General features: G+C 63.0%; 19 protein-coding genes. 8 read left to right on the top strand and 11 right to left on the bottom strand.

All coding sequences use genetic code 11. The annotated features are described in order from the left end of the window. Nucleotides 1-105: 105 nt before the first annotated feature. Together RH858_RS02600 and RH858_RS02605 are read left to right on the top strand one after the other, a co-directional pair. The gene (locus RH858_RS02600; protein ID WP_310561077.1) at nucleotides 106-414 is read left to right on the top strand and encodes an Hsp20/alpha crystallin family protein; all 309 of its coding nucleotides are present in this window, start codon (nucleotides 106-108) and stop codon (nucleotides 412-414) included. Beyond that, on the top strand, nucleotides 411-2,672 hold the full coding sequence (locus tag RH858_RS02605; RefSeq protein WP_310561078.1) for a CDC48 family AAA ATPase: 2,262 nt from the start codon (nucleotides 411-413) through the stop codon (nucleotides 2,670-2,672). Before RH858_RS02600 ends, RH858_RS02605 begins: the two co-directional genes overlap by 4 nt. A 37-nt stretch (nucleotides 2,673-2,709) precedes the next feature. Here RH858_RS02605 and RH858_RS02610 read toward each other — a convergent pair whose 3' ends face one another. From RH858_RS02610 to RH858_RS02640, 7 genes are all read right to left on the bottom strand, one after another. Continuing rightward, a complete protein-coding gene (locus RH858_RS02610; protein WP_259533712.1) occupies nucleotides 2,710-4,053 on the bottom strand; it encodes a lactonase family protein in 1,344 nt (447 codons plus the stop codon). 165 nt (nucleotides 4,054-4,218) lie between these two features. After that, on the bottom strand, nucleotides 4,219-4,884 hold the full coding sequence (locus RH858_RS02615; protein WP_259533714.1) for a helix-turn-helix domain-containing protein: 666 nt from the start codon (nucleotides 4,882-4,884) through the stop codon (nucleotides 4,219-4,221). Nucleotides 4,885-4,993: 109 nt separating this feature from the next. Then, on the bottom strand, nucleotides 4,994-6,022 hold the full coding sequence (locus tag RH858_RS02620) for a methionine synthase (protein ID WP_259533715.1): 1,029 nt from the start codon (nucleotides 6,020-6,022) through the stop codon (nucleotides 4,994-4,996). Between the two features lie 332 nt (nucleotides 6,023-6,354). Further along, on the bottom strand, nucleotides 6,355-7,317 hold the full coding sequence (locus RH858_RS02625; protein WP_310561079.1) for an electron transfer flavoprotein subunit alpha/FixB family protein: 963 nt from the start codon (nucleotides 7,315-7,317) through the stop codon (nucleotides 6,355-6,357). Further along, complete coding sequence (locus RH858_RS02630; protein ID WP_310561080.1) at nucleotides 7,318-8,082, bottom strand: electron transfer flavoprotein subunit beta/FixA family protein; 765 nt, start codon at nucleotides 8,080-8,082, stop codon at nucleotides 7,318-7,320. A 65-nt stretch (nucleotides 8,083-8,147) separates the two neighbouring features. Further along, nucleotides 8,148-10,667, bottom strand: coding sequence for an FAD-dependent oxidoreductase (locus tag RH858_RS02635; protein ID WP_259533718.1), 2,520 nt, complete (start codon nucleotides 10,665-10,667; stop codon nucleotides 8,148-8,150). A gap of 262 nt (nucleotides 10,668-10,929) precedes the next feature. Further along, the gene (locus RH858_RS02640) at nucleotides 10,930-11,322 is read right to left on the bottom strand and encodes a cupin domain-containing protein (protein ID WP_259533719.1); all 393 of its coding nucleotides are present in this window, start codon (nucleotides 11,320-11,322) and stop codon (nucleotides 10,930-10,932) included. Nucleotides 11,323-11,454: 132 nt separating this feature from the next. Between RH858_RS02640 and RH858_RS02645 the strand changes: the two genes are divergently transcribed. The 4 genes from RH858_RS02645 to RH858_RS02660 all read left to right on the top strand — a co-directional run bounded on the left by RH858_RS02645 (nucleotide 11,455) and on the right by RH858_RS02660 (nucleotide 16,198). After that, entirely contained in the window at nucleotides 11,455-13,407 is a 1,953-nt protein-coding gene (locus RH858_RS02645) for an ASKHA domain-containing protein (protein WP_259533720.1), read from the top strand. Next, entirely contained in the window at nucleotides 13,404-14,219 is an 816-nt protein-coding gene (locus RH858_RS02650) for a DUF1638 domain-containing protein (protein WP_259533721.1), read from the top strand. Before RH858_RS02645 ends, RH858_RS02650 begins: the two co-directional genes overlap by 4 nt. A 162-nt stretch (nucleotides 14,220-14,381) precedes the next feature. Then, the gene (locus RH858_RS02655) at nucleotides 14,382-15,212 is read left to right on the top strand and encodes a methylenetetrahydrofolate reductase (RefSeq protein WP_259533723.1); all 831 of its coding nucleotides are present in this window, start codon (nucleotides 14,382-14,384) and stop codon (nucleotides 15,210-15,212) included. Nucleotides 15,213-15,277: 65 nt separating this feature from the next. After that, entirely contained in the window at nucleotides 15,278-16,198 is a 921-nt protein-coding gene (locus RH858_RS02660) for a tetrahydromethanopterin S-methyltransferase subunit H (RefSeq protein WP_259533724.1), read from the top strand. Nucleotides 16,199-16,261: 63 nt separating this feature from the next. Here the strand turns inward: RH858_RS02660 and fdhF are convergent, their stop codons facing one another. Next, a complete protein-coding gene (gene fdhF, locus RH858_RS02665) occupies nucleotides 16,262-18,379 on the bottom strand; it encodes a formate dehydrogenase subunit alpha (protein WP_259533725.1) in 2,118 nt (705 codons plus the stop codon). Nucleotides 18,380-18,569: 190 nt separating this feature from the next. Between fdhF and RH858_RS02670 the strand changes: the two genes are divergently transcribed. After that, nucleotides 18,570-19,169 carry a hypothetical protein gene (locus RH858_RS02670; RefSeq protein WP_259533726.1) on the top strand — a complete coding sequence of 200 codons (600 nt, stop codon included), beginning with the start codon at nucleotides 18,570-18,572 and terminating at the stop codon, nucleotides 19,167-19,169. A gap of 17 nt (nucleotides 19,170-19,186) precedes the next feature. Here the strand turns inward: RH858_RS02670 and RH858_RS02675 are convergent, their stop codons facing one another. From RH858_RS02675 to RH858_RS02685, 3 genes are all read right to left on the bottom strand, one after another. After that, the gene (locus tag RH858_RS02675; RefSeq protein WP_259533727.1) at nucleotides 19,187-20,899 is read right to left on the bottom strand and encodes a formate--tetrahydrofolate ligase; all 1,713 of its coding nucleotides are present in this window, start codon (nucleotides 20,897-20,899) and stop codon (nucleotides 19,187-19,189) included. Between the two features lie 224 nt (nucleotides 20,900-21,123). After that, on the bottom strand, nucleotides 21,124-22,581 hold the full coding sequence (locus tag RH858_RS02680; protein WP_259533728.1) for a trimethylamine methyltransferase family protein: 1,458 nt from the start codon (nucleotides 22,579-22,581) through the stop codon (nucleotides 21,124-21,126). Nucleotides 22,582-22,675: 94 nt separating this feature from the next. Continuing rightward, nucleotides 22,676-23,569, bottom strand: coding sequence for a bifunctional methylenetetrahydrofolate dehydrogenase/methenyltetrahydrofolate cyclohydrolase (locus RH858_RS02685; RefSeq protein ID WP_310561081.1), 894 nt, complete (start codon nucleotides 23,567-23,569; stop codon nucleotides 22,676-22,678). A 374-nt stretch (nucleotides 23,570-23,943) separates the two neighbouring features. Between RH858_RS02685 and RH858_RS02690 the strand changes: the two genes are divergently transcribed. Beyond that, complete coding sequence (locus RH858_RS02690) at nucleotides 23,944-24,654, top strand: corrinoid protein (protein ID WP_259533730.1); 711 nt, start codon at nucleotides 23,944-23,946, stop codon at nucleotides 24,652-24,654. Nucleotides 24,655-24,877: the final 223 nt, after the last annotated feature.

The raw sequence follows: 24,877 nt of genomic DNA on the forward strand, positions 1-24,877 counted from the left end.
AGCCATCGAAATCGCCGAATCATCGGGATATCCGGCTTGTGTCCTGCGGTTATAGTATTCGATATATTTAAATAGTCTTGCACCTAACCTGTAGTTAGGATACTTATGAACCAACAGCTACAGATCGATCGTGACGGCGGATTCCTGCGCCGGTACAACTACGGCGATCGGGTCGTCATCGCCGCCGACCTGCCCGTCGCAGACGAGGCAGTCGACGTCGACGTCGTCGGCGACACCGCCATCGTCGTGATCGAACACGACGGGCGGATCGGCGAGTCCGAACTCGATCTCCCGCACGGCGAGACCAGCGCCACGGTCAACAACGGCGTGCTTACGATCGAGATCGAAACGGATCGGACCGAAGACGCTATCGGCTCAGGCGACGATTCGGCCGAACTGGACGAGAACGCATGAAGCTCACAGTCAAACCACTCAAACAGAAAGACGCCGGGCGTCGACTCGCGGCGATCGATCGGGTCGCCGCCGACGAGATGGATCTTTCGGGCGGAGATTTCATCCGCATCGAGAGCCGCGACGGCACCGCCGTCGCGCGCGTGTGGCCCGGCTACCCGGAGGACGACGGCACCGGCATCGTCCGGATCGACGGCCAGCTCCGACAGGAGGCCAGCGTCGGCATCGACGACCGCGTAACCGTCGAGAAGGCCGACGTCGAACCGGCCGAACGCGTCACGATCGCGCTTCCCCAGCGGCTCGGTATCCGCGGGAACCTCGAGTCGCTCATTCGGCGCGAGCTCGGCGGCCGGCCGGTGACGACGGGACAGAGCGTCCAGCTACCGCTCGGGTTCGGCTTTATGGGTGGCCAGTCGCAGGCGATCCCTCTGAAGATCGCCTCGACGACCCCCTCGGGGACGGTCGTGGTCACCGACTCGACCGAAGTCGAGATCAGCCAGCGGCCCGCAGAGGAGATCCGCGACGCCGGACCGGAAGACCCCGCTGAATCCCCCGACGTCGCCTACGAGGACATCGGCGGGCTCGACCAGGAGCTCGAGCAGGTCCGCGAGATGATCGAGCTGCCGATGCGGCATCCGGAACTGTTCAAGCGGCTCGGCATCGAGCCGCCAAAGGGCGTCCTCCTGCACGGGCCGCCCGGGACCGGAAAGACGCTGATCGCGAAGGCGGTCGCAAACGAGATCGACGCCTCCTTCCACACAGTCTCCGGTCCGGAGATCATGTCGAAGTACTACGGCGAGAGCGAAGAGCAGCTCCGGGAGGTGTTCGAGGAGGCCACAGAGGAGGCGCCTGCGATCATCTTCATGGACGAGCTCGACTCGATCGCCGCAAAGCGCGAGGAAGCAAGCGGCGACGTCGAACGCCGGGTCGTCGCCCAGCTACTCTCGCTCATGGACGGCCTCGAGGAGCGTGGCCAGGTCGTCGTCATCGGCGCGACCAACCGGGTCGACGCGATCGACCCCGCCCTGCGCCGGGGCGGCCGGTTCGACCGCGAGATCGAGATCGGCGTCCCCGACCGGGACGGCCGCAAGGAGATCCTCCAGGTCCACACCCGGAACATGCCCCTCACCGATGACGTCGATCTCGACGAGTACGCCGAGAACACCCACGGCTTCGTCGGGGCCGACCTCGAGAGCCTCGCAAAGGAGGCGGCGATGACCGCGCTGCGACGGATCCGCCCGCAGCTGGACCTCGAAAGCGACGAGATCGACGCCGAGGTGCTCGAATCGATCCAGATCCGGAAAAGCGACTTCAAGGAGTCGCTGAAGGGGATCGAACCCTCGGCGCTCCGGGAGGTGTTCGTCGAGGTGCCCGACGTCACCTGGGAGGACGTCGGCGGCCTGGAAGACACCAAAGAACGCCTCCGCGAGACGATCCAGTGGCCCCTCGAGTACCCCGAGGTGTTCGACGAGCTGGACATCCAGTCGGCCAAGGGCGTCCTGATGTACGGACCGCCCGGAACCGGCAAGACGCTGCTCGCGAAGGCGGTAGCCAACGAGGCGGAGTCGAACTTCATCTCGATCAAGGGGCCGGAACTGCTCAACAAGTTCGTCGGCGAGTCGGAGAAGGGCGTCCGCGAGGTGTTCTCGAAGGCCCGCGAGAACGCCCCGACGATCGTCTTCTTCGACGAGATCGATTCGATCGCGAGCGAGCGCGGCAGCCACACCGGCGATTCGGGCGTCTCCGAGCGCGTCGTCTCCCAGTTGCTGACGGAACTGGACGGGCTGGAGGCGCTGGAAGACGTCGTGGTGATCGCGACGACCAACCGGCCTGACCTGATCGACTCGGCGCTGTTGCGCCCCGGCCGGCTCGACCGTCACGTCCACGTGCCCGTTCCCGACGAGGAGGCCCGCCGGGCGATCATCGAGGTTCACACCCGAGAGAAGCCACTGGCGGACGACGTCGACCTCGACTCGCTGGCCCGGCGGACGGAGGGGTACGTCGGCGCCGATCTCGAGGCGGTGTGTCGCGAGGCCGCAATGGCCGCCTCCCGGGAGTTCGTCCACAGCGTCTCCCCCGAGGAGGTCGGCGAGTCGGTCGGCAACGTTCGGATCACCGCCGACCACTTCGAGCAGGCGCTCGACGAGGTGAACCCGAGCGTCACCCCCGAAACCCGGGAGCGCTACGAGGAGATCGAACGGCAGTTCAAAAAGAGCGACGTCGAACGCGACGACGCCGAACTGGGCCGGACGTTCCAGTAGTCGATGAGGCGACCGGTTCGCCGGGGGTTCGATTTTTCTACCGTCCGCGGTTCGACGCGCCGTCGACTGGGCGGACGCCGATGCCGTGGAAATCGCTGTTTTCGTCGCCCGGAGCCGGCCGAACGACCTCGACGATCTCCCGCGTTTCGATGTCGAGCACCGAGAACCCGGGGTTGACACCCGTCGCGGCGTGCGGATCGCCCGAAAGTGGGTTCGGTCCCCGGAGCGTGACGAACATGTATTCGTCGTCGGGGGAACTCCACATGATGTCGGGGGAGTCGCCGTCGGGCGGCACCTCGGTGTTGGGCCCGAACTTTTCGATCCTCTCGACGGTGTCGTCGTCCGGCTCCGTTGCATCGTCGTCGGACGGATCGACGACTATTCCGTCGTTCGTCTCCCTGTTGAGGAGCCACAGTTCGAGTTCGTCGGTTTCTGCGAACCAGAAGCCGTGCGCGTCGACCCCGCCCGAGTCTCGGGCGATAGCTTCGGGCTCGATTGTCTGGCTCTCGCCGACAGTATTCCCCTCGGTGTCGATCGGTCGGTGAACCTCCGTATCGAAGACGTACCACTCGCCGACGCCCTCGAGGTCGTCGTCCGGATCCGACGGGAGCCCCGCAGTGAGGTAGAATCGATCCCGTTCCGGATGGGCGATCGTCCCGCAGTTCGTCGGAACGTCCGTGGGCGGGAACGCCGCCTCGAGTTCGAACGTCTCGGCGTCGAGGATCGCCAACCCGGCGTTGTGGTAGCTCGGCCCGAGTGTGTGATAAGAGTAGCCGTCGGCGGTGTAGTCGTGGCAGATCGGTCGCAGCTCCCCGTCGTCTTCATCGAACTCACCGTATCGGTCCCCGACCAGCTCCTCGATTTCGCTTGCGACGTTGATTTCGTCGACGATTTCGAACTCCTCGTGTCGGAGATCCGCATCGACGCGTTTGATCGTCCCTTCGCCGATCACGTCGACCTGGATGTGTCTGTCGTCCGGTGTAAAGCCCGCAAAGTGGCTCCCCGGGCCCGTGTCGATCACGTCGACGACTCGCTTGCTCGGCGTGTGAATGACGGCTACGTCACCGGATCCGGTGTTTGCGGTCAGGGCGTACTGATAGTCGGAGGAGTAGGAAATCATGTGAGGCGTTTCGATTCCCCGAGCACCCAGATCGACGACGTCCTGAAGACGGAACTCGGGTTCGCCACGCCCGCGCCTGTGGGGACGATAGACGTACAGCGTGTTCGTCCCCTGATCCGCCGCCCAGATCTCGTATCCCGGACCGTTCCCGGGGGCGGTGTCCGACCGCTCGGATCGTCCGGCAGCCGATCCTGGAATCGTTCCGAGAACGAGGCCTCCTGCCGCCGCTTTCACGACGTCGCGTCGTTTTGGTGGTCGCATCGTGGCCATAATAAAAAGACCCACAATAATGAGGCTTGGGCATGTAACTAAATACTCCGCTATCTCGGAGATACTGTGACTGAATTACGTTATCTCGCGGAGCCACATCGAATGACACTCCAGCCGGTCGTCTGGAGCGAACAGAATAGGGATCCCGCGTGTCGTTTACTCCACCCGTTCCGTGTCGGGATCGACGATCGTCATGCCGATGAGTCGGGTGAGACCGCGTCGGAGCCGGCCGCTCGCGGCGGCGGGCGAGATGCCGAGTTCGTCAGCGAGCTCCACCAGGGAGATCCCGCGCGGCTCCTCGAAATAACCGCGTTCGAACGCCGTCACGAGCGCCTCGTGTTGTTCTGCCGTGAGACCGTAGCCGTCGTCGTGTTCCCGTTCGCTGATCTGGTGGAGTTCCAGTACGTCGAACGTAAAGGAATTGTCCCGGGCGTACTCCCAGATCTCCGCCAGTACCTCGCGGCTGGGAAGCTGCCAACGTTCGATCCACCCGTTCGAGAAGGATCTGGCGTCGAGTGACATCCCGCCGACCTCGGTCACCTTCGGCGCAATCAGTTTCGTCTCGTCGGTGAAGATGATGCCGTACACCAGCTGGTCCCCGTAATCGGACATCAACTTCGCCTCCTCGACAGTGTGATCTTCAGCGAGAATGTCGTCGATCGGCTGGTCGAACTCCCCCTCGAAGACGATGTAGTACATGTTGTGCTGCGGATCGGTGGCGACCTCCGGAAGCACCCGAACGTCGCCCCGGGGAAGCGACCGGATAGTGTGGGCGAGAGCCATGTCCGGATGAGAGTAATGGATCTTCGTGATGGTGCTCATTGGAGGTCCCTTGAGCGAGCGAACCTATAATTGTTCAGTGTTGGGCTGGCGCCCCAGAAGCTGCAGTCCGTCCCGAAGCGATTGCCGTCTATCGGTTACCGCCGGCCGACTACGCGGTGTCGATGTCGCCGGCGTCCATGGCTTTCTCGACGGCCTCGACTGCTTCGACCATGTTCTCGAGTTTCTCGCGGGCGATCGGTCGCTCCACCGGCTTGAGCCCACAGTCCGGCGTGATCGTCAGCTGTTCGGGGGGGACGATCGACACCGCCTCCTCGATCCGGGCCCGGATCTCCTCGACCGAGTCGACGTCCCGGTCCTGCGGATCGACGACGCCGAACCCGATGTCGACGGTGCCGTCGTACTCTGCGAGCACGTCGGCCGGGTCGTCGGCGTCGTCGCTGGCGAACTCCAGATCCACTTCGTCGACCGGGAACGAGAACATCTCCGGGGCGAGGTTGTCGTAGTTGCCAGAACAGACGTGAACGCCCAGACGGACGTCGTCGGGGACCTCCTCGGCGATCCGCGAGAGGCTCTCGTGGGCCAGCTCCGAATGTGGGGAGATCCCGAGCCCTGGCTCGTCGATCTGGATCCACTCGACGCCGGCGTCGACGAGCCGCGCGACCTCCGCAGCGACCAGTTCCGCGAGATCCGCGGTGAGCTCCCCGACGTCATCGTACGCCTGCGGCTGGCTGAACGACGCGAGCGTGAACGGCCCCGTCACCGTGACCTTGATCGGACAGTCGGTGACTGTCGTGGCGAACCGGTAGTCGTCGACCAGCCACGGCTGGCTCGAGGAGACCTCGTCGACGATCGTCGGCATCCCCGTGTTCCAGCCGGTTCCGTCCCCCCCGCCGTCCTGCTCCATGTTGTCGATAAACCGCGCGAAGTATTCGATCATTCCCTCCCGCCGCACCTCCCCGTCGGTAACGACGTCCAGTCCCATCCGGTCGAAGACGTTCACGACGGCCCGGCTGGCGTCGTCCAGCGCTTCCTCGACCGTCTCTTCGGAGACCGAGCCGTCGGCGTGCGCGTCCTCGATCTCGGCAAGCCACGCCGGCCGGGGATAACTGCCGACGACTGTCGTCAAAAGGAAGCTCTCCGTTTCGTGGTCTGGGGGACGGAATCGTTCGCGCGTCATTGTCCCGTGGTAAGGGTCGACCGGAATAATCGTTTGGCTTACCGGCACGATCGGCGAATGTATCAGTAAAAATTCACATAATCATAATGTGACTGTTGTACAGATATACTGAACCGCAGATAGTAAACCCGAGTGATTCCTCACCGGTAAATTGGACATGCAACTTATTGAAATATACTCAAAACCTCATTTTCCAAAGTACTAAACGAAAATAACGATGTATTCCACACTCTTGTCCGAACTTCTCTCGAAACGCGGTTATGACATATTCCCTACTAGAGTGCGATAATATAAATTATCGTACTACAATATTCACGACCGGCGGCGGTCGTCTACTCCTCGAGCTCTTCGATGAGCCGCGGGACGACCTCGTGGAGGTCGGCGACGACCGCGTAGTCGGCCTTCTGCATGATCGCGGCCTCGGGGTCGGTGTTGATCGCGATCACGTTCTCGCTTCCCTTGCAGCCGACCCAGTGCTGGACGGCCCCGCTGATGCCAGCGGTGATGTACACCTCGGGGGCGATCTTCGCACCCGTCTGGCCGATCTGGTCGTCGTGGGGTCGCCACCCCTCGTTGACCGCCGCGCGGGTGGCGCCGACCGTCCCGGTGAGCAGATCCGCGAGCTCCTCGAGCTGATCGAAGTCCTCCGCGCTGCCGACGCCGCGGCCGCCACCGATGACGACCCGGGCCTCCGACAGGGGGATACCCTCCATGTCGGACTCCTCCTGCCGGACGACGCGGACGGCGACGTCCTCGTCGTCGAGGTCGGGCGCGAACGGCTCCACGGCGGTATCGGCCGCCGCGTCGGCGGGCTCGGCGGACACCTCGTGGGGGACGACCGTAAGCAGCTTGACGTCCGCCTCGAGCTCGGCGTGCTCGATGAGGCTGCCGCCCCAGCGCTGGCGGGTGACCCCGTACACGTCGCCGGCCTCGACTTCGGTACAGCTCGTGGCCAGCGGCACGTCGAGCTGCGTCGCCAGGTGCGCGAGCACCTCGTGACCGCAGTCGCTTCCGGGGGCGACGACCGTCCCGGCCGACAGCTCTTCGACGAGCTGGGCCAGGCTCTTTGCGTACCCTTCCGGTGCGTAGGCGTCCAGCAGGTCGTGCTCGATCGCACACACCTGGTCGACGCCGTACGCCGAGAGATCCTCGGCGACGTCTCCTGCGCCGTCACCGAACGCGGCGGCGACGAGCTGTTCGTCCTCCTGTGTCGCGACGTCCCGCGCGAAGGTGACCGTCTCCAGGGAGACGTCGTCAACCGCGCCGGCGTCGTGTTCGACGAGCGTAAGTACCATTTAGACCACCTCCAGATCTTCGAGCACTTCGACGACGTCCACGGCCGCCTCGGGGCTGTCCCCGAGCACTTCCGCGGGGCTGTCGTCCTGTTCCGGCACCTCGAGTTCGACCTTCCGGACGTCCGTGACGTCCTCGGGTTCGGCACCGCTACGGTCGACGTCCGTCTGGCGGGCCTGCATTCGGCTCCGCATCGACGGGTACCGCGGGGTGTTTACGCCCTCCTTCACGGTGACGACGGCGGGCATCGGAACCTCGAAGACGTCGTTGCCGCCGGCCACTTCGCGCTTTGCGATCACGGTGTCGCCGTCGACTTCGACATCCTTGATTCCGGTGACGACCGGCAGGTCGAGCTGGTTCGCCACGCGGATACCGACCTGGTAGTTCTGTGCGTCGGCGGACTCGTTTCCGAAGAACAGCAGGTCGTACTTCGACTCGCCGTCCTCATCGCTCACGGCCTCGGCGATCTCGCGGGCGGTGGTGATCGGACCCCACTCGTGATCTCCGGCCTCGAGCAGCTTCGCCTCGTCTGCGCCCATTGCGACGCCCGTGCGGAGCTGTTCGGTGGCGTCCTCGTCGCCGAGCGTCAGCACCGTCGAGGTGCCGCCGTTCTCCTCGACGAGGCTGACTGCCTCCTCGACGGCGCACTCCTCGTGCGGGCTGATTGTGTAGCCGATGCTGCTGGCGTCGACGTCCTGTTTGTCGTCGGTCAGTACGATCTTTGCGCCCGTGTCGGGCACGCGCTTGATACAGGCTATGGTTTCCATGGTTGTGTGTTGAAGTGATTACTGGAACGCTAAAGAAACCGGGGGTTTCAGCGTTCCTACAGGGCTTACTGCAGGACGCGGTCGTTGCTCGGATCGAACAGCGGCTTGCTGCCGACTCGCTCGACGGTGACCGGGTAGTGGTCACCCATGTATTCGACCTGCAGGCTCTCGCCTTCCTCTGCGTACTCCTGTGGGATGTACGCCATCAGCAGGTGCTTGCCCAGGGACGGACCGGTGCCGGCACTGGTTACGTACGAGCGACGGCCCTCTTCGTCGACGAGCACGTTGCCGTCCTGATCGAGGACCGGCTCGTTGCCCGTCATGAACCGCGGCTCGCCGCCTTCGGGGGCGTGGTCGTCGACGGTGAGGGTACACAGCGTGGCGACGTTCTCCTCCTCGATCGCCTCTGCGTACGCCTCCTTGCCGATGAAGTCCTCGTCCTTGACGCCGTGGAAGGTGAGGCCTGCCTCGGCGGGGTTGTACTCCAGTTCGAGCTCGTGGCCGTACAGCCGGTAACCCTTCTCCATGCGACCGGTGGTGCCGTAGACGCCCATGCCGACCGGACGGATGTCGTACGCTTGACCTGCCTCGTAGATGAGGTCCCACAGGCGGCCGCCCTGCTCCATCGGGGCGTACAGCTCCCAGCCGAGTTCGCCGACGTAGGAGATGCGGAACGCCCAGACGTCGACCTCGCCGAGCGTGAGTTCCTGTGCGGTGTACGGCGGGAACTCCTCGTGGGAAACGTCTTCCTCGGCGAGATCCTGGATGACGTCCCGGGCGTTGGGGCCCCAGACGCCCAGGGTCGCAAGCGACGACGTCTTGTCGACGATGCGGACGTCCAGATCGCCGATGTTGTTGCGGAACCACCGCTTGTCGGGACCGGTCTCTCCGCCGCCGGTCATCACACGGAAGTGGTCCTCCGCGAGGCGAGCCATCGTCAGATCGGAGACGAAGCCGCCGTTCTTCGCGAGCACGGGAGTGTACACCGATTCGCCGACGTCGATGGACGTATCCGCGACCATGACCTTCTGGGTGAACTCCTCGACGTCATCGCCGACGAGATCGAGGATACCGAAGCCCATGTCGCCGATCATGCCGACGTTGTCGCGCATGTGGAGATGCTCGCCCAGGATGATCTCGGACCACCAGCGACTGTCCCACTCGTTGGGACGCTGGAGGCCGTCGAGTTCGTCCTCGTACTTCTCAAGGAGGTCCTCGTTGGACTCGAACCACTGCGGGCGCTCCCAGCCGGCGGATTCGAAGAACTCCGCGCCGAGTTCCTCCTGCCGGCCGTAGAAGGCGCTCTGGCGGAGGGGACGCGAGGACTGCCACTGCTCGCGCGGGTGGACGATGTCGTAGATCTTCTGGAATCCTTCGTGGGCACGCTCTTTGACGAACTTCTTGGAGGTTCCGTAGCCCTCGAAGCGGTTGACGTCGGACTGGTGGAGGTCGACCTCGGGATAGCCCTGGGTCATCCACTGGGCGGTGTACTTCGCGAACGCCGGCGCTTCCTTGATCCAGATCGCCGCACACGACCAGAGGCCGTCGACGTCGTCCATCGGGCCGACCAGCGGCATGCCGTCCGGCGTGACCGAAAGCAGGCCGTCGATCGCGTGACGGATCTCGGCGTCCTCGAGGATTTCGGGCATGATCTCCAGGGCGTGCTCCATCGACGGATCGAACGCGTCCTGGGTCAGCGGCGGCTGCGTCGGCGACAGCGGCGCCTCCTCGTTGGACGGGACGTCCTCGACGTCCCACAGGATCGGCCGGTGCTCGTAGGAGCCGACCTCCATGTCGTTACCGCTCGGCCGCTCGTACATCTGGGTGTCGACGTCACGGACGATCGGGAAGCCGACCTCCTCGCCGGTCTCCTCGAGTACGTCGATCGGACCGACGCTGATCATCTGGTGGACGGCCGGTGTGAGCGGGATCTCGGTGCCGGCCATCTCCGCGAGCTTCGGGGCCCAGAGGCCGGCGGCGATGACGACCTCGTCGGCGGAAACCGTTCCGCGGTCGGTCTCGACAGCCGAGATCGCGCCGTCTTCGACGTGAATGTCGGTTACTTCGGTGTTTGCAAACGACTGCAGCACACCCCACTCCTCGGCTTCCTTTCGCTTGATCTCGCCGAACCGGAGGGGGTCACAGACGCCGGCGTTGGGCTCCCAGAAACCACCCTCGATGATGTCCTCGTTGATGTACGGGACCATCTCTTTGACTTCCTCGGTGGAGATGATCTCCGCGTCCTGACCCCACGACTTCGAGGAGGCGATCTGGCGGCGGAACTCCTCCATTCGCTCCTCGGTTCGGGCGACCTCGATACCGCCGCTGTTGGTGAAGAGGTCTTCCTCTTTGTACTGTTCCATCGCGTCCTTCGTCAACAAGGCCATCTCCTTGTTGTGCTCGATGGGGAAGATAAAGTTGGACGCGTGGCCGGTGGATCCACCCGGGTCCGGGAACGGCCCCTTGTCGATGAGAACGATGTCCTCGCGGCCCTGGTCCGCGAGGTGATACGCGAGGCTCGTTCCGACGATCCCTGCGCCGATAATGACGGTGCCTGCCTTCGACGGCAGCTCTTTACTGCTCATACGTGAACTACATTATCAGCCAATCCTAAAAAACACTATCCCATCAAGATTTCATGTCTTTATTATCCCCGACGAGGAACGCCGGATCCGACGCCTCACGCCCGACAGGATCGGCGAAAACCGAACGTTGCAAACTCTCGTTGTTCGCAATGACTTTAATTATATTTAACTATATATCCCTAACTCTTGCCGTTAAATAGTTCGCTCCTTTAAGTGCTCCATTACAACAGTAGGAATGTTATCGTAGTGAACGGTCCGGCGTTCACTCCTCGTCGACCACCACGTACTCCCCGAAGTCCTCGACGGTGCCGACAGTCGGTGCTCCGAGCATGAGCCACACTGCCTCACCTTCGTCGGCGTCGTTCAAAAGTTGTCGCGGTGTCTCCGAGGGAACGCGGACGACGCCCCACTTCGGCACGTCGACGAGATCGCCTCCGATCCGAGCTCTTCCGGGACCGGACAACAGCACGAACACCTCCTCCTGGCGCTCGTGTTTGTGGTACCCGGTGACGTCCCCCGGGGACAGCCGGATGAAGTTTACCCGCATCTCCGTTGCGCCGAGAGCCTCCGTTAGCTTTCGGTGGTTGAGCCCGGACTCGGGGAACTGATCTGGTTCGATCTCGTCGGGATCGACGACGGTGTACTCGTGGGACATCGTTCGGACAATCCGAGTCGTTGTGAATATACTTTTTGTCAACTAATTATATCATGCGCGGTTCGTGCCGAGGTACCAAACAACGGCGACACGCTTTTGACTGGGGGTTCCTGTTTTCCAACAGAAACCTACATGAGTGACGATTCGACTGTGCGATTCTCCCCCTGGGAAACCAGCGTCGACGTCGAGGAGGGAACAACCCTTCTCGAGGCAGCCGACCGAGCGGGACTTTCGATCGAGAGTCTCTGCGGTGGGGAGGGTCTCTGTGGAACCTGCAAGGTCATCGTCGACGACGGTGAAGACTGTCTGTCCCCCGTAACGGACGCCGACGAACTACTGTTGTCCGAAGAGCAGCTCGAAGCGGGCTATCGTCTCTCCTGTCGTGCGAACGTCGAATGCAGCCCGGTAGACGTCACGGTTCCGAACGTCTCACAGAACACTGGCGGCGTCGTCCTCACCGAGGGTCGCGAACTGGAGGTCGACCTCGATCCAGTGGTCACAAACTACCACCTCGAGCTGTCGCCGCCGTCGCTTTCGGACAACACGGCCGATCTCGAGCGCGTGGGCGAGGCGCTCGAGGATAACTACGGGGTCACGATCGAGGAGATCGATCGAACTGTCCATCAGGAGCTTCCGAACCTGATTCGCGGGGCGGAGGCCGACGAAAAGCTCCACGCAACGGTGACGGTGTACGACGACGAGGAGATCATCGACGTCACGCCGGGATGGGACGAGACCATGTACGGGCTGGCGATCGACATCGGCACGACGACCATCGCCGTCTACCTCGTCGACCTCCAGACCGGCGATCGCGCTGCGGTGAGTTCGCGGATGAATCCACAGAGCAAGTTCGGCGGCGACATCATGAGCCGGATGCGACACACCCGGCGAAGCGAGAACGGTCGCGAGGAGCTCCAGGACGCGATCGTCGGCGGGGTAAACGAGCTCGTCGAGGAAGTAATCGAGGAGGCAGGGATCGACGCCGAGGACGTCTACGAGGCGGTGTTCGTCGGGAACACCGCGATGCATCACCTCTTTTTGGGGATCGATCCCCACTATGTCGCCGGCTCCCCGTACGTGGCGGCCAACCACGCCCCCGTCACTGTCAAGGCCAGAGAACTGGACATCGACATCAACCCCGCCGGCTACCTCTACTGGCTCCCGATAAGCGGCGGCTGGGTCGGACCCGACAAGGTGTCGGTGCTCCTGGTGTCACAACACCACGAAAACGAGGAGCTCACCGTCTGTGTCGACATCGGGACCAACGGCGAGATCTCGGTCGGAAACAGCGAACGGATGTGGTCGACCTCCGCGCCGGCCGGTCCCGCCCTCGAAGGTGCAGAGATCACACACGGCGTACGCGCCCAGGACGGCGCCGTCGAGTTCGTCACCATCGACGCGGAGACGCTTTCACCCGACCTCGAGGTCATCGGCGAGGAACCGCCCATCGGGATCTGTGGGTCGGGGATCATCGACGTGCTCGCGGAACTGTTCGAGGCGGGCGTGATCGACCAGCGGGGGCAGTTCCAGGAGGAGCTTCTGGATCATCCGCGGCTCAGGCGAAACGCCGACAACGTCATCGAGTACGTGCTCGTCTTCGACGAGGAGTCCGGGATCGACGGCGACGTCGTCGTCACCCAGAACGACCTCCGGGAGATCCAGCAGGCGAAGGCCGCGATCCAAGCTGGCACCCGCGTGTTGATGGACGAACTCGAGATCGACGCCGTCGATAGGGTCGTCCTCGCGGGGGCGTTCGGCAACTACATCGATCCGGAGTCCGCGATGACGGTCGGCCTGTATCCCGACGTCGACTTCGACGCAGTCGAGTCCCTCGGCAACGCCGCCGGGATCGGCGCACAGCTCGCGCTGTTGAACCGGGAGAAGCGGGCCCAGGCCATGGAGATCGTCGATCATGTCGAGTACTTCGAGATCGCCGGGACCGAAGTGTTCCGGAACAACTTCATGGAGTCGATGTACGTCCCCCACCAGCGGATCGAACTGTACCCCAGCGTCCTGGAACGGATCGGCGAGTTCGACGAGGAGCGGGGTGTCGTCGTGCGGGACGGACAGCGGGCCGAACGATGAGCGAGCACACCGAACAGAACTCGCTCGGAATCGTCGCCTGTGAGACGCTGTATGCGGAGCTCGAACAGATCGCGCCCGACGCGACGGTTCGGTACGTCCCACAGGAGTATCACGAATTTCCCGTAAATGTCCCACGGAACGCGGAGATCACCGAGTTGATCGACCGGTACGTGCGGGAACTCGAAGACGCCGGCGTGGATCGGATCCTCCTCCTGTACGACGCCGACGACGAGGCGCTGTCCGGGATCCAGACCCGTCAGGTACCGCTGTTCCGAAGTCGGGCCGGCGACTGCGTCTCGGTGTTCCTCCACGGTATCGAGCCCCTCGAGTTCGGCGAGCGGAAGGCAAGCGGGACGTACTATCTCACGCGCGGGTGGATCGACCGCGGCCTCGACGCCCACAAACTGTACCGGGGATTCCTCGGTGAGGGGGAGCAGCTGATCGAACAGTTCGATCGGGCGAACGCCGAGCCCGACGAGCTCCGGATCAGCTGGCCGGACACCGGCGGGTTCGAACGGGCCGTCGAACGCGGACAGGGAATGTCCCGGGAGGCGATCGGACGCTTCTTTCACGACGTCGTCGGGTTCTACGACCGTGTGGTTCTGACCGACACCGGCACGTGTCTGGAGTTTCACCGGGAGTACGCCGAGTCGTTCCGGACGTTCGTGGCAGAACTGTCCGCCGAACACGGCGACGGACACGACGTGACGCTCTCGATCGTCGACGGCGACACGTCCGTGCTGGAATCGCTCGTCGATCCGGATGAAGACACCGAACACCTCGAACGGCATCCACCCGGAACCCCCCTGTAGCTCTCGCTGGTCTGCGTCCTCGCAGACGGAACCGCCCAACGACGGAATGCAAAACGCTGTTTCCAGAACACAGTGTTTCTTCTCGGGAGAGCAAAGTATAATTTCACTCTTCCAAACATATATCCCGGCTTCGACCATACAAGACGTAGGAGAAACCGACAGATGACAGCCGACGACATCAGGGCTCTGCTCACGGATCCGCGCTTCGAGTTGCTACCGTTCGACAGCTTCTACGATCAGGCCGACCAGCTTCCGGAGAGATCGAAGATCGCCGTTACGGCGTCACCGGATCTCGGGATCGACAGAACCATCGAGGTGTCGCTGGACGCCGTCGAGCGCGGGTTCAGGGTGACGCCTCACATCGCCGCCCGGGGCGTCAGAGACGTCGATCACCTCCAGGAGATCGCCGACCAGTACGAGGAGGCCGGCGTCTCCGACCTGTTCGTCGTCGGCGGCGACAACGAGGAGCCGGTCGGCGAGTTCGAGTCGGCCCACGACGCGCTTGTAGCGCTTTCGGAACACGGCTACGACTTCGAGGAGGTCGGGATCGGCGGCTACCCCGAGGGACATCAGAAGATCGACGACGCGACCCTCGCGGAGGCGCTCGAAAAGAAATCCCCGTACGCGACGTACGTCGTTACCCAGCTGTGTTTCGATCCCGACGCGATCATCGAGTGGAGCGAGGGAGTCCACGATCGAGGGATCGAACTCCCGGTCCACGTCGGGATTCCCGGCGTGGTGAAGTACAAGCGGTTGCTGCAGATCTCCCGAAAGGTCGGCGTCGGCGATTCGATCGGTTTCCTGCGCAAGACGACCGGGATCACCGGCTTCGTCAAGCAACTCGTCGGATCGCGGGGGAACTACACACCGGACAAGCTCGTCGAGGAACTCGCACCCTACGGGGCGGATCCGGAGTCCCCGATCGAAGGCGTTCACCTGTACACGTTCAACCAGGCCGCCGACACCGAGGAATGGCGGCAGAAAGTGCTGTAGCGGCTCAAAAAGACCCGACGATAAGTTACAAAGAAATAAGGGTGCTCCCACAGTAATTGTACGCGATGTTCACGTTCGAATCGGAGCAAGAGGTGTACGACATCAACGGCGTCAAGATCGGTGGGCAACCCGGCGAGCATCCCACCGTGATGGTCGGCAGTATCTTCTACAAGGGCGACTCACTGCTCGAGGACCCGAAGACCGGCGAGTTCGACGAGGAAGGCGCCCGCGAGGCGATCCGGATGGTCGAGGAAGTCTCCGAGGAAACCGGCAACCCCGCGATGCTCGACGTGATCGGCGACTCCCCGGAAGCGCTGATCAAACACGTCGACTTCGTCGCCGAGGAGACCGACATCCCGATCTTCATGGACGGCCCCACCCCGAAGATCCGGTCGGAGGCCGCCAAACACGTCGGCGAGGTCGGCATCCAGGACCAGATCATCTACAACTCGATCGAGTCCAGCACCAAGGAGGTCGACATCGAGATCGAGGCGATTCAAAACGCCGGCATCGACGCCGCCGTCCTGCTCAGCATCGACACCAAGAACCTCACCCTCCAGGGACGGTTCGACGCCCTCGATGAGAACCTCGAAGTCGCCGAGGAGGCGGGCATCTCGAAGACGATCGTCGATCCGGCCGTCATCGACATCCCCGACTCCGGGTTCGCGGCGAAGGCGATCCACGAGATCAAAGACCGGTACGGCATCCCGGCCGGCTGCTCCCCGCACAACGAAGTGATCCGGTGGGAGATGGACGACCCGCTGAGCGAGGACACAAAGAAGCTCCGCCAGGCGGTCGCCAACTCCGTCATCGTCCACCTCGGGGCAGACTTCAACCTCTACGGGACGATCCACAGCGCCCCGGAGATGTACTCGGTGGTCTCGCAGGCGGACGCCTACGTCGGCTACGCCGCCCAGATGGCCTACGGCCGTCGCCCCGCCCAGGATCACCCGCTGTACAAGATCTTCCGCAAGGGCGGGAACTGACGCTTCGAAGAACAGTTCGGAACACGCGATCGGGAAAACGGTTCGGTACGCAGTTTCGCCTTTTCAGTCGTCCGCGGGCGCGTCGTCGGGGGCCTCCGCGGGTTCGATCCCGACCTCGACCTCCGCGGCCGCGGCTTTGTACTCGGGGATCTTCGCGCGCTCGTCGAGCACGTCGTTGGTCAGCCGGTTCGCAGAGGCGGCCGCAAAGTGTGGCGTCGTCCAGACGACACCCTCTTTGATGTCCTCTGTGACTTGTGCGAGCAGGGTGATCTCGCCGCGGCGGGACTTCAGCTTCACGTAGTCGCCGTCCTCGATCCCGTAGCGCTCTGCGTCGTTCGGGTGGACGTCGACGAAGTTCTCGGGGTGCTGCCGATTGAGCGTCGGCGAGCGCCGACTCATCGTCCCGGTGTTGTAATGCTCTTCGAGTCGGGCGGTCGTCAACACGAGCGGGTACTCGTCGTCAGGGACCTCCTTGGGTGGCTGGTGAGTGACGCCCTCGATCTTCCCGAGGCCGTTTTCGGTATCGAACTCCTCCTCGTAAAGGTACATGTCCCCCTCGTCGCCGGGCTCGTAGCAGGGCCACTGGACCCCCTCCTCGCCGAGCCGGTCGTAGTCCATGCCGTAGTAGATCGGACACACCTGACGAAGTTCCTCGAAGACGTCCTCGACGTCGTCGAATCGGAACTCCTTCTCGCCGAACAGCCGGGAGCCGACCTCCATCAGGATGTCGAGGTCGTGTTTCGTGTCCTCGTGGACTTTCTCGACCCCGCGCATCCGCTGGACCCGGCGATCGGTGTTGGTGACGGTGCCCCCGCGTTCCGCCCAGGTCGTCGCCGGCAGGATGACGTCGGCCAGCTTGGCCGTCTCGGTCATGAAGATGTCCTGGACGACCATGAACTCGAGCTCCTCGAGCCGCTCTTCGACGCGGTTGCCGTCGGGCTCGCTCATGATCGGGTTCTCACCCATCACGTACAGCCCGTGGACCGAATTGCCGGCCTCGTGAGAGATCTCGACGTTCGTCAGGCCGGGCTCGGGCGGCACCTCGAAGCCCCACACCTCCTCGACGCTCCGGCGGGCCTCGTCGTCGTCGACCAGCTGGTAACCCGGCAGGACGTTCGGCATCGCACCGACGTCACAGGTCCCCTGGACGTTGTTCTGGCCGCGAAGCGGGTTGACGCCCGTGCCCGGTCTGCCGAGGTTGCCGGTGATCAACGCGAGGTTGATCTCGTTTTGGACGTTGTCGACGCCGCAGGTGTGCTGGCTCATCCCCATGCCGGTGAAGATGGCGGCGTTGTCTGCGGTGGCGTACTTCTCTGCGGCCGCCTCGATGTCCGAAAGCGGGACGCCACACTCCTCGGCGGCGGCTTCCTTGTCGAAGTTTTCGAGTGTCTCTTTCAGGTGCTCGAACCCCTCGGTGCGCTGGTCGATGAACTCCTCGTCGATCCAGCCGTTCTCCAGGATCGTTTTCAACACGACGTTCAGGAGAGGGATGTCGGTTCCCGGCTTCAGCTGGAGGTGCATGTGCCGGTCGGTCTCGTCGATCTTGAACGACCGGGTCGTCTTGTTGGCGTGGGGATCGACCTGGATCACCGTCGCTCCCTCGAGAACCGCCTGCCGGAAGTACTGACTGTTGGCGATCGGGTGCTGTTCGCCCGGGTTCGCCCCCTGGATCCACAGCACGTCCGCCTCGTCGCGGAGGTCGGCCATGCTGTTGGTCATCGCGCCCGCACCCAGACTCGTCCGCAGCGCCCACACGGTCGAGGCGTGGCACATCCGGGTGCAGTTGTCGACGTTGTTGGTGCCGTAGCGCCTGGCGAGCTTCTGGAGGAGGTAGTTCTCCTCGTTCATCACCTTCGAGGAGCCGAAAAAGCCCATCGCGTCGGGGTCGTGTTCCTCGCGGATCCGCCCCATCTCCGAGACGACGAGGTCGTACGCCTCTTCCCAGGTGGCCTCGCGGAACTCCCCGTCCTCCCGAATCAGCGGTTCGGTGAGTCGGTCCTCGTGGTCGACGACCTCGGTTGCGGCGCCGCCCTTGATACAGACGCGCCCCTCGTTTACCGGTGCCTCGCCCCACGGCATGAACCGCATGTCGCCGGGTTCCTCTCCGGGTCGAACCGAGATACCACAGCCGACGCCACAGTACGGACAGATCGTCTTCACTGGCTCGTCGTCACTGGACATTTCGATCACCCGAGAACGTAGCTATTTTCGAGTGCTTCCGCGCCATCGGCGACGGATTCCCGGTCGGTGTCGTAATCAGAGTCATACGTCTCAAACTGCGGCTCCAGCTGCATGAATCTTTCTCGGAGGAGCGTCGAACCGCTCGCCCGATCGGGAAAACGTTGATCCGAGTGGATCCCTAGCCGACTGCATGGAACTTACGCCCTCGCTGATCGAAGAAACTGCCACGGCGTATCGAACCGAAGAGGCGCTGTACGCAGTCGAGTCCGACCACCTCGAGATCCTCCCGAAGACGTTCGAATCGGGGGAGTACGGTCGCCGGGACGTCCAGTGGCCGATCCGGTGGTACTACCGCCGGCATCTCGGCGCGTTCCCCGACGAAAAGCGGCGCGAGTCGGAATCCCGGTTCCGCGACAACGAGTTCGACACAGTAACCGAACGCATCGAGGAAGCGAGAACCGCCGAATCGTCGACGGAGGCGGTCGACTCCCTCACGGAACTTCCCGCCGTCGACGTCGGCGTCGCCTCGGCGTTTCTGTTTTTCATAGACCCGTCCCGCTACGTCGCAGTCGGGGCCCGCGAGTGGCACACACTCCGGGAGGCGGGCGAACTGGATGAACCGTACCCCGACGAGCTCTCGGCTGCCGACTACGAACGATATCTCGGAGCGTGCCGCCGCGTTACCGATCGCGTTGGCTGTGACCTGTGGACGCTGTACCGGGCGCTGTGGCGCCTTTCGGACGACACGTCGCCGGGGCAAAAAACAGTACTCGAAAGTGATCGGAGCTGAGAGCGGCGATCGGCGGCCTAGAAGAGGCCGGAGATAGTGCCGTCGGCGTCGATGTCCATGTCGGCGGCGGCGGGACGGCCCGGCAGGCCGGGCAGGTCCATCACGTCGCCGGTCAGAACCACCAGGAAGCCGGCGCCCGCAGACGGGTACACTTCACGCACGTCCAGCGTCCAGCCCTCCGGGACGCCCTTCTTGCTGGGGTCGTCGCTGAAGGAGTGGAACGTCTTCGACATCACGATCGGCATGTCGTCGAGGTCCAGTTCCTCCATCCGCTCGATGTCGTCTTCCGCGCCGTCGACGTAGTTGACGCCGTCGGCGCCGTAGATCTCCGTCGCCACCGTCTCGATCTTCGATTTGATCGACTCTTCGGTGTCGTAGAGGAACTCGAAGTCGGCCTCGTTGTTCTCGACGGCGTCGGTGATCTTCTCGACCAGTTCCACGCCGCCTTCCCCGCCTTCCGAGAAGACGTTCGAGACGCCCGCGCGGATCCCCTGGGATTCACAGTGGTCGATGACGGCCTGAATCTCCTCGTCGGTGTCCTGGGGGAACCGGTTGATGGAGACGACGACCGGCACGCCGAACTGCTGGAGGTTCGCGGCGTGCTTGTCGAGGTTCTCCAGGCCGGCCTCGACCGCCTCGACGTCCGGTTCTTCGAGTTCGTCCATGTCGGCGGGCCACATGTCCTTGCCGTGGTATTTGAGTGCCCGCACGGACGAAACCAGCACGATCGCCGAGGGTTCGACGTCGCCGAAGCGGCTCACGACGTTGAGGAACTTCTCTGCGCCCAGGTCCGAGCCGAAGCCGGCCTCGGTGAGCACCCAGTCGGCCATCCCGAAGGCAGCCTGGTCGGCGATCAGCGAGTTGGTGCCGTGGGCGATGTTCGCGAACGGACCCGCGTGCACCAGCGCCGGCGTGCCCTCGAGCGTCTGGACCACGTTCGGCTTCAGCGCGTCCCGCAGCAGGATCGTCGCGGCGCCGGTCGCCTCGATGTCGTCGACGGTGATCGGCTCGCCGTCGGTGTCGTACGCGATGATGATGCGCCCGACGCGTTCCTTGAGGTCCGCAAGCGAGTCAGCAAGCGCCAGCACGGCCATCAGCTCGGAGGCGGCCGTAAGCAGGAAGCTGGCCTCGCGGGTGTGACCGCCGGATTCGCCGCCCAGGCCGACGACCATGTTGCGCAGCGCGCGGTCGTTCATGTCGATGGCGCGCTTCCAGGAGATGTTGTTCGGGTCGATGTCGAGTTCGTTGCCCTTCGAGAGGTGGGCGTCCAGCATCGCCGAGATGAGGTTGTGCGCGGCCGTCAGCGCGTGAATGTCGCCGGTGAAGTGGAGGTTGATGTCCTCCATGGGGAGCACCTGCGAGTAGCCGCCGCCGGCGGCGCCGCCCTTGATGCCGAAGACCGGGCCCAGCGAGGGCTCGCGGATGGCGATCATGGCCTGACGACCCGTGTGGTTGAACGCCTGACCGAGGCCGACGGTCGTGACCGTCTTGCCCTCGCCCATCGGCGTCGGGGTCATCCCGGTTACCAGGACGAGATTTGAGTCCTCGGAGCGCTGGTCTTTGAGCCGCTCGACGGCGTCCATCGACAGTTTCGCCTTGTGGTCGCCGTACAGCTCAAGGTCGTCCTCGGAAAGGCCGAACGGCTCGACCACGTCGGTGATGTGTTCCAGGTCCGCGTCCTGTGCGATCTCGTAATCCGTCGGGAATCCGCTATCCTCGTCTGAAGACATGGCTACGTGGGATAACAAAGTCCACCATTAAGAAAGATGCTGTTTAGTCCTACACTCGTTTAAGTACCCTCGAGAAATTGTTCGTTTGATTGGTGAATAACCGTGAATAAGGTTGACAAGCATGGGGTTTTACTCGAAAACGGTAGATTGGATCCGGTCGAGTCCGAACGGGTCGACGGGAAGACGCCCGAAGAAGAAAACGGAGAACTCAGTCGCTCGAGGAGTCAGTAGGCGGTTTCGGTGGCTTCCGCGACGTACGCCTCGATGTCCTCTTCGATCTCTTCGTCGATCGGCGGGCGCTCGTACTCGTCGAGCCGGTTTTGCACGCGGTCGTGTCCCATCTCGAATCCGGTCTTTTCGCCGTCCTCCTCCCAGTCGCCGTGGGAGCGTTTGTCGAACACCTCGGTGCGGAACAGCTCGTCCCGCGAGTGGGTGAGAGTGTGCCGCTTGCTGAGGAAGTGGCCCGCGGGTTCGACCTCCTCCATGAGATCGAACGCGAAGCTCTCCTCGTCGATCTGGAACCCCTCGTCGATCCGCTCGAGGTTCCGGATCAGCTCACAGTCCAGCACGAACTTCTCCGGGGAGATCGCCGAGTACGACTCCAGGATGCCACACGAGTGGAGTACGAAGTTGATCCCCGAAAACTCCGCGGCGGTGAGCGTCATCATCGACTCGAAGCCGGCCTGGTAGTCGACCGACTTGGAGTCCGAGAGGCCGCCGCCGCCCCGGGAGGGGACTCCGTAGTACCGCCCCATCTGTCCGGCAAACGAGATGAACAGCGCCGATTCGGGGCTGCCGATCGACAGCGAGCCGTACCGGACGTCGATGTTCGAGGAGGGAACGCCGTACACGACGGGCGTTCCCGGGTTGACGAGCTGGGCCAGAGCGATCCCGGTGAGGTTCTCCGCGTTCGCCTGCGCCATCGCGCCCGAAAGCGTCGCCGGACCCGACGCGCCGGCCATCGTGAACGAGGAGACCACCGCGGGCTGGCCGTTCTTCGCCATCGTGAGCAGCCCACCCAGCATTTTCTTGTCGAGACTCCGGGGCGGGACCGTGTTTATCAGCGCCGCCGCGTACGGCTTCGACAGCTCCGGATCCCCGTTGGCGATACCGACCATCTCCAGACCGGCCTCCGTCCGGTCCTCGCCGTAGGCCGACACCATCGGCACCTTGTCGGTGAGCGTGAGCGACCGCTTTACCATCTCGAGGTGTTTCACTTCCTGGTCGACGTCGTTGGGCTCACAGACGTTGTACCCGGCGGAGTTGAGCACGTCCTCGGTCTGGACGAGCTTCATCATCGTCTCGTAGTCCTCGATCGTCGACTTCCGACGCCCCTCGTCGAACGTCCGGAAGTTCGGCGCGCCGTAGCCCGGCGCACGCAGCGGCTCCCCGGACTCGCCGCCGATCGTGACGTTGTTATCCGGATTGCGCGCGTGTAGGGTGAACGACGAGGGAGCTTCCTCGACGGCGTCCTCGATCACGTCGCGGGGGATCGTCACAATGTTGTCCTCGTGGACCTCCGCGCCGTGTTCCTCGAAGACCTCGATCGCCTCCTCGTGGTTCAGCTGGATCCCGATCTCCTCGATGATGTGGATCGCTGCCTCGTGGATCGCTTCCTCGCCTTCCTCCGTGAGTCGGTCGAAGGATGGCACCGGCTGCGTTTCCGTATCGTATTCTTTCACGGCTGGTTGTGAGTACCAGTGACTCCCCCATAAACATTTCCTGGTGGACGCGACAGCTGAGAAAAGACGACTGGCAGTCTCGAATCGGCAGCGGTCAGGGAAGCTCGACGTCGACGTCGTTCTGGAGGCTCGCTGCCTTCACCGTGTTGTACAGAAGCATCGTGATCGTCATGGGACCGACGCCGCCGGGCACGGGCGTGATCGCGGAGGCTTTCTCCTTTGCGGATTCGAACTCGACGTCGCCGACGAGCTCGTAGCCTTTCTCGTTGTCGGCGCCGACGCGGTTGACCCCCACGTCGATGACGACCGTGTCCTCGCTGAGCATCGAGCCGTCGACGAACTCGGGGACGCCGACCGCGGCGATGACGATGTCGGCGTTTCTCGTCTTCTCTGCGGTGTTTTTCGTCCGGGAGTGACAGACGGTGACCGTGGCGTTGCCGAGTTTCGTCTTCTGGATCAGCAGGTTCGCCATCGGCTTGCCGACGATGTTCGACCGACCGACGATGACCGCGTCCTTGCCTTCCGTGTCGACGTCTGCCGCCTCCAGCAGCTTCTGGACGCCGAACGGCGTACAGGGTTTGAATCGGGCGTTGCCGGCGACGAGTTTGCCGACGTTTTCCGGGTGGAAGCCGTCGACGTCCTTCATCGGATCGATGTACTCGAGAACCGCACGCTCGTCGACGTGATCCGGCACGGGCATCTGAACGAGGATACCGTGAACGGCCGGGTCCTCGTTGAGTTCGTCGATCTTGTCGAACAGCACTTCCGCGGGCTCGTCGGGATCGATCTCGTGGTGGAAACTTTCGATGCCGATCTGCTCGCAGGCTTTCTGCTTCATCGAGACGTACGTCTCGCTGGCGCCGTCGTCGCTCATCAAGACGGTCGCCAGCCCCGGAGTAACCCCCTCCTCCTCGAGAGTGTCGATGCTCGATTCCAGCTCGGATTTGATGCGATCGCCGACCTCGTTTCCGTCGATTATCTCTGTCATAGTTATGGATCTTCGCGCGCACGAGTCGAATCAGCTGCCGCTCGACTCGTCGCCTTCCGTTCGACAGTTTTCCCGAGGCGCTAATTAAGTTATTGCTCGGTGTTTCGGGCATTTATAAGCGCGGCCCGACCTCCGCCGGCTACCGGCGACAACGGCGACCCCTTCGACCCATGTGCAACTACAATAGGACTTATGAATCTATAATTGTACTGCAATCGAACCAATCCGTAAAAAGATAAATCATCCTACAAACCGCCCGGAGAGCCGCCACGTTGCCGATTTCCACAACGGGAGAGAAGTGAAAACCGCCGTCGTGTCTGATAAGAAAAACAAGCTTTATGGATAATCATGGTTATTCTCCACCCACTGGACACATGACCGATACCAATGGGGACGACAGCGCTGGCGAAGAAGAAGTCGAAGACGAACTGTTACTCGAGATCCAGGAATCGATCATCAATCTCGACGAGGAACGGACCGAGGAACTGACCAAACAGGCGATAGACGAGGGGTACGATCCGCTCGACATCCTGCAGAAGGGCCTGACGAAGGGCGTCAAGACTGTCGGTGACAAGTTCGGACGCGGGGAGGTTTTCCTGCCCGAGCTGGCGATGTCGGCAGACTGCATGCGTGCCGGCGTCCAACACGTCGATCCGCTGCTTGCGGACCTGGAACTGGACGAAGACGACACCGGCGGGAAGTTCCTCATCGGCACCGTCGACGAGGACATCCACAACATCGGGAAAAACATCCTCATCACGATGTTGAAGGCCAACGGCTTCGAGGTCGTCGACCTCGGCGTCGAGATCGAAAACGAGGAGTTCGTCGAGGCCGTCAAGGAACACGACCCGGACATTCTCGGCATGTCCGCGCTGATGACGATGACGATGGACCACCAGCAGGAAGTCATCGAACTTCTCGAGGAGGAGGGTCTCCGCGACGATCTGAAGATCATGGTCGGCGGTGCCCCCACCTCACAGGAGTGGTGTGAGGAGATCGGCGCCGACGGCTACGGCGACAACGCCGACGCCGCCGTCGAAGTCGCAAAGCAACTGGTCGAAGAACAGCGGGCCGCGAAGGCGTAACTTTCACTCCGTGCGAAATGCGGAAGGTCTCTCCGTAAATAAACCACCTCAACCTTCAACAAACGACGGCAGTTTTATAACAGATCCCCGAGTTGGATCAGGATGACCCACGCAAATGTTACGGGTCGTTTGACAAGATCGACTATGTCACGGACAGCTGAAGCGAATCGACGAACCGGACAGACGAAACCAGGTCGACCGACGGCAGTTTTATAATAGATCA

The sequence above is a fragment of the Halalkaliarchaeum sp. AArc-GB genome, assembly GCF_031432225.1.
Taxonomy (GTDB): Archaea; Halobacteriota; Halobacteria; order Halobacteriales; family Haloferacaceae; genus Halalkaliarchaeum.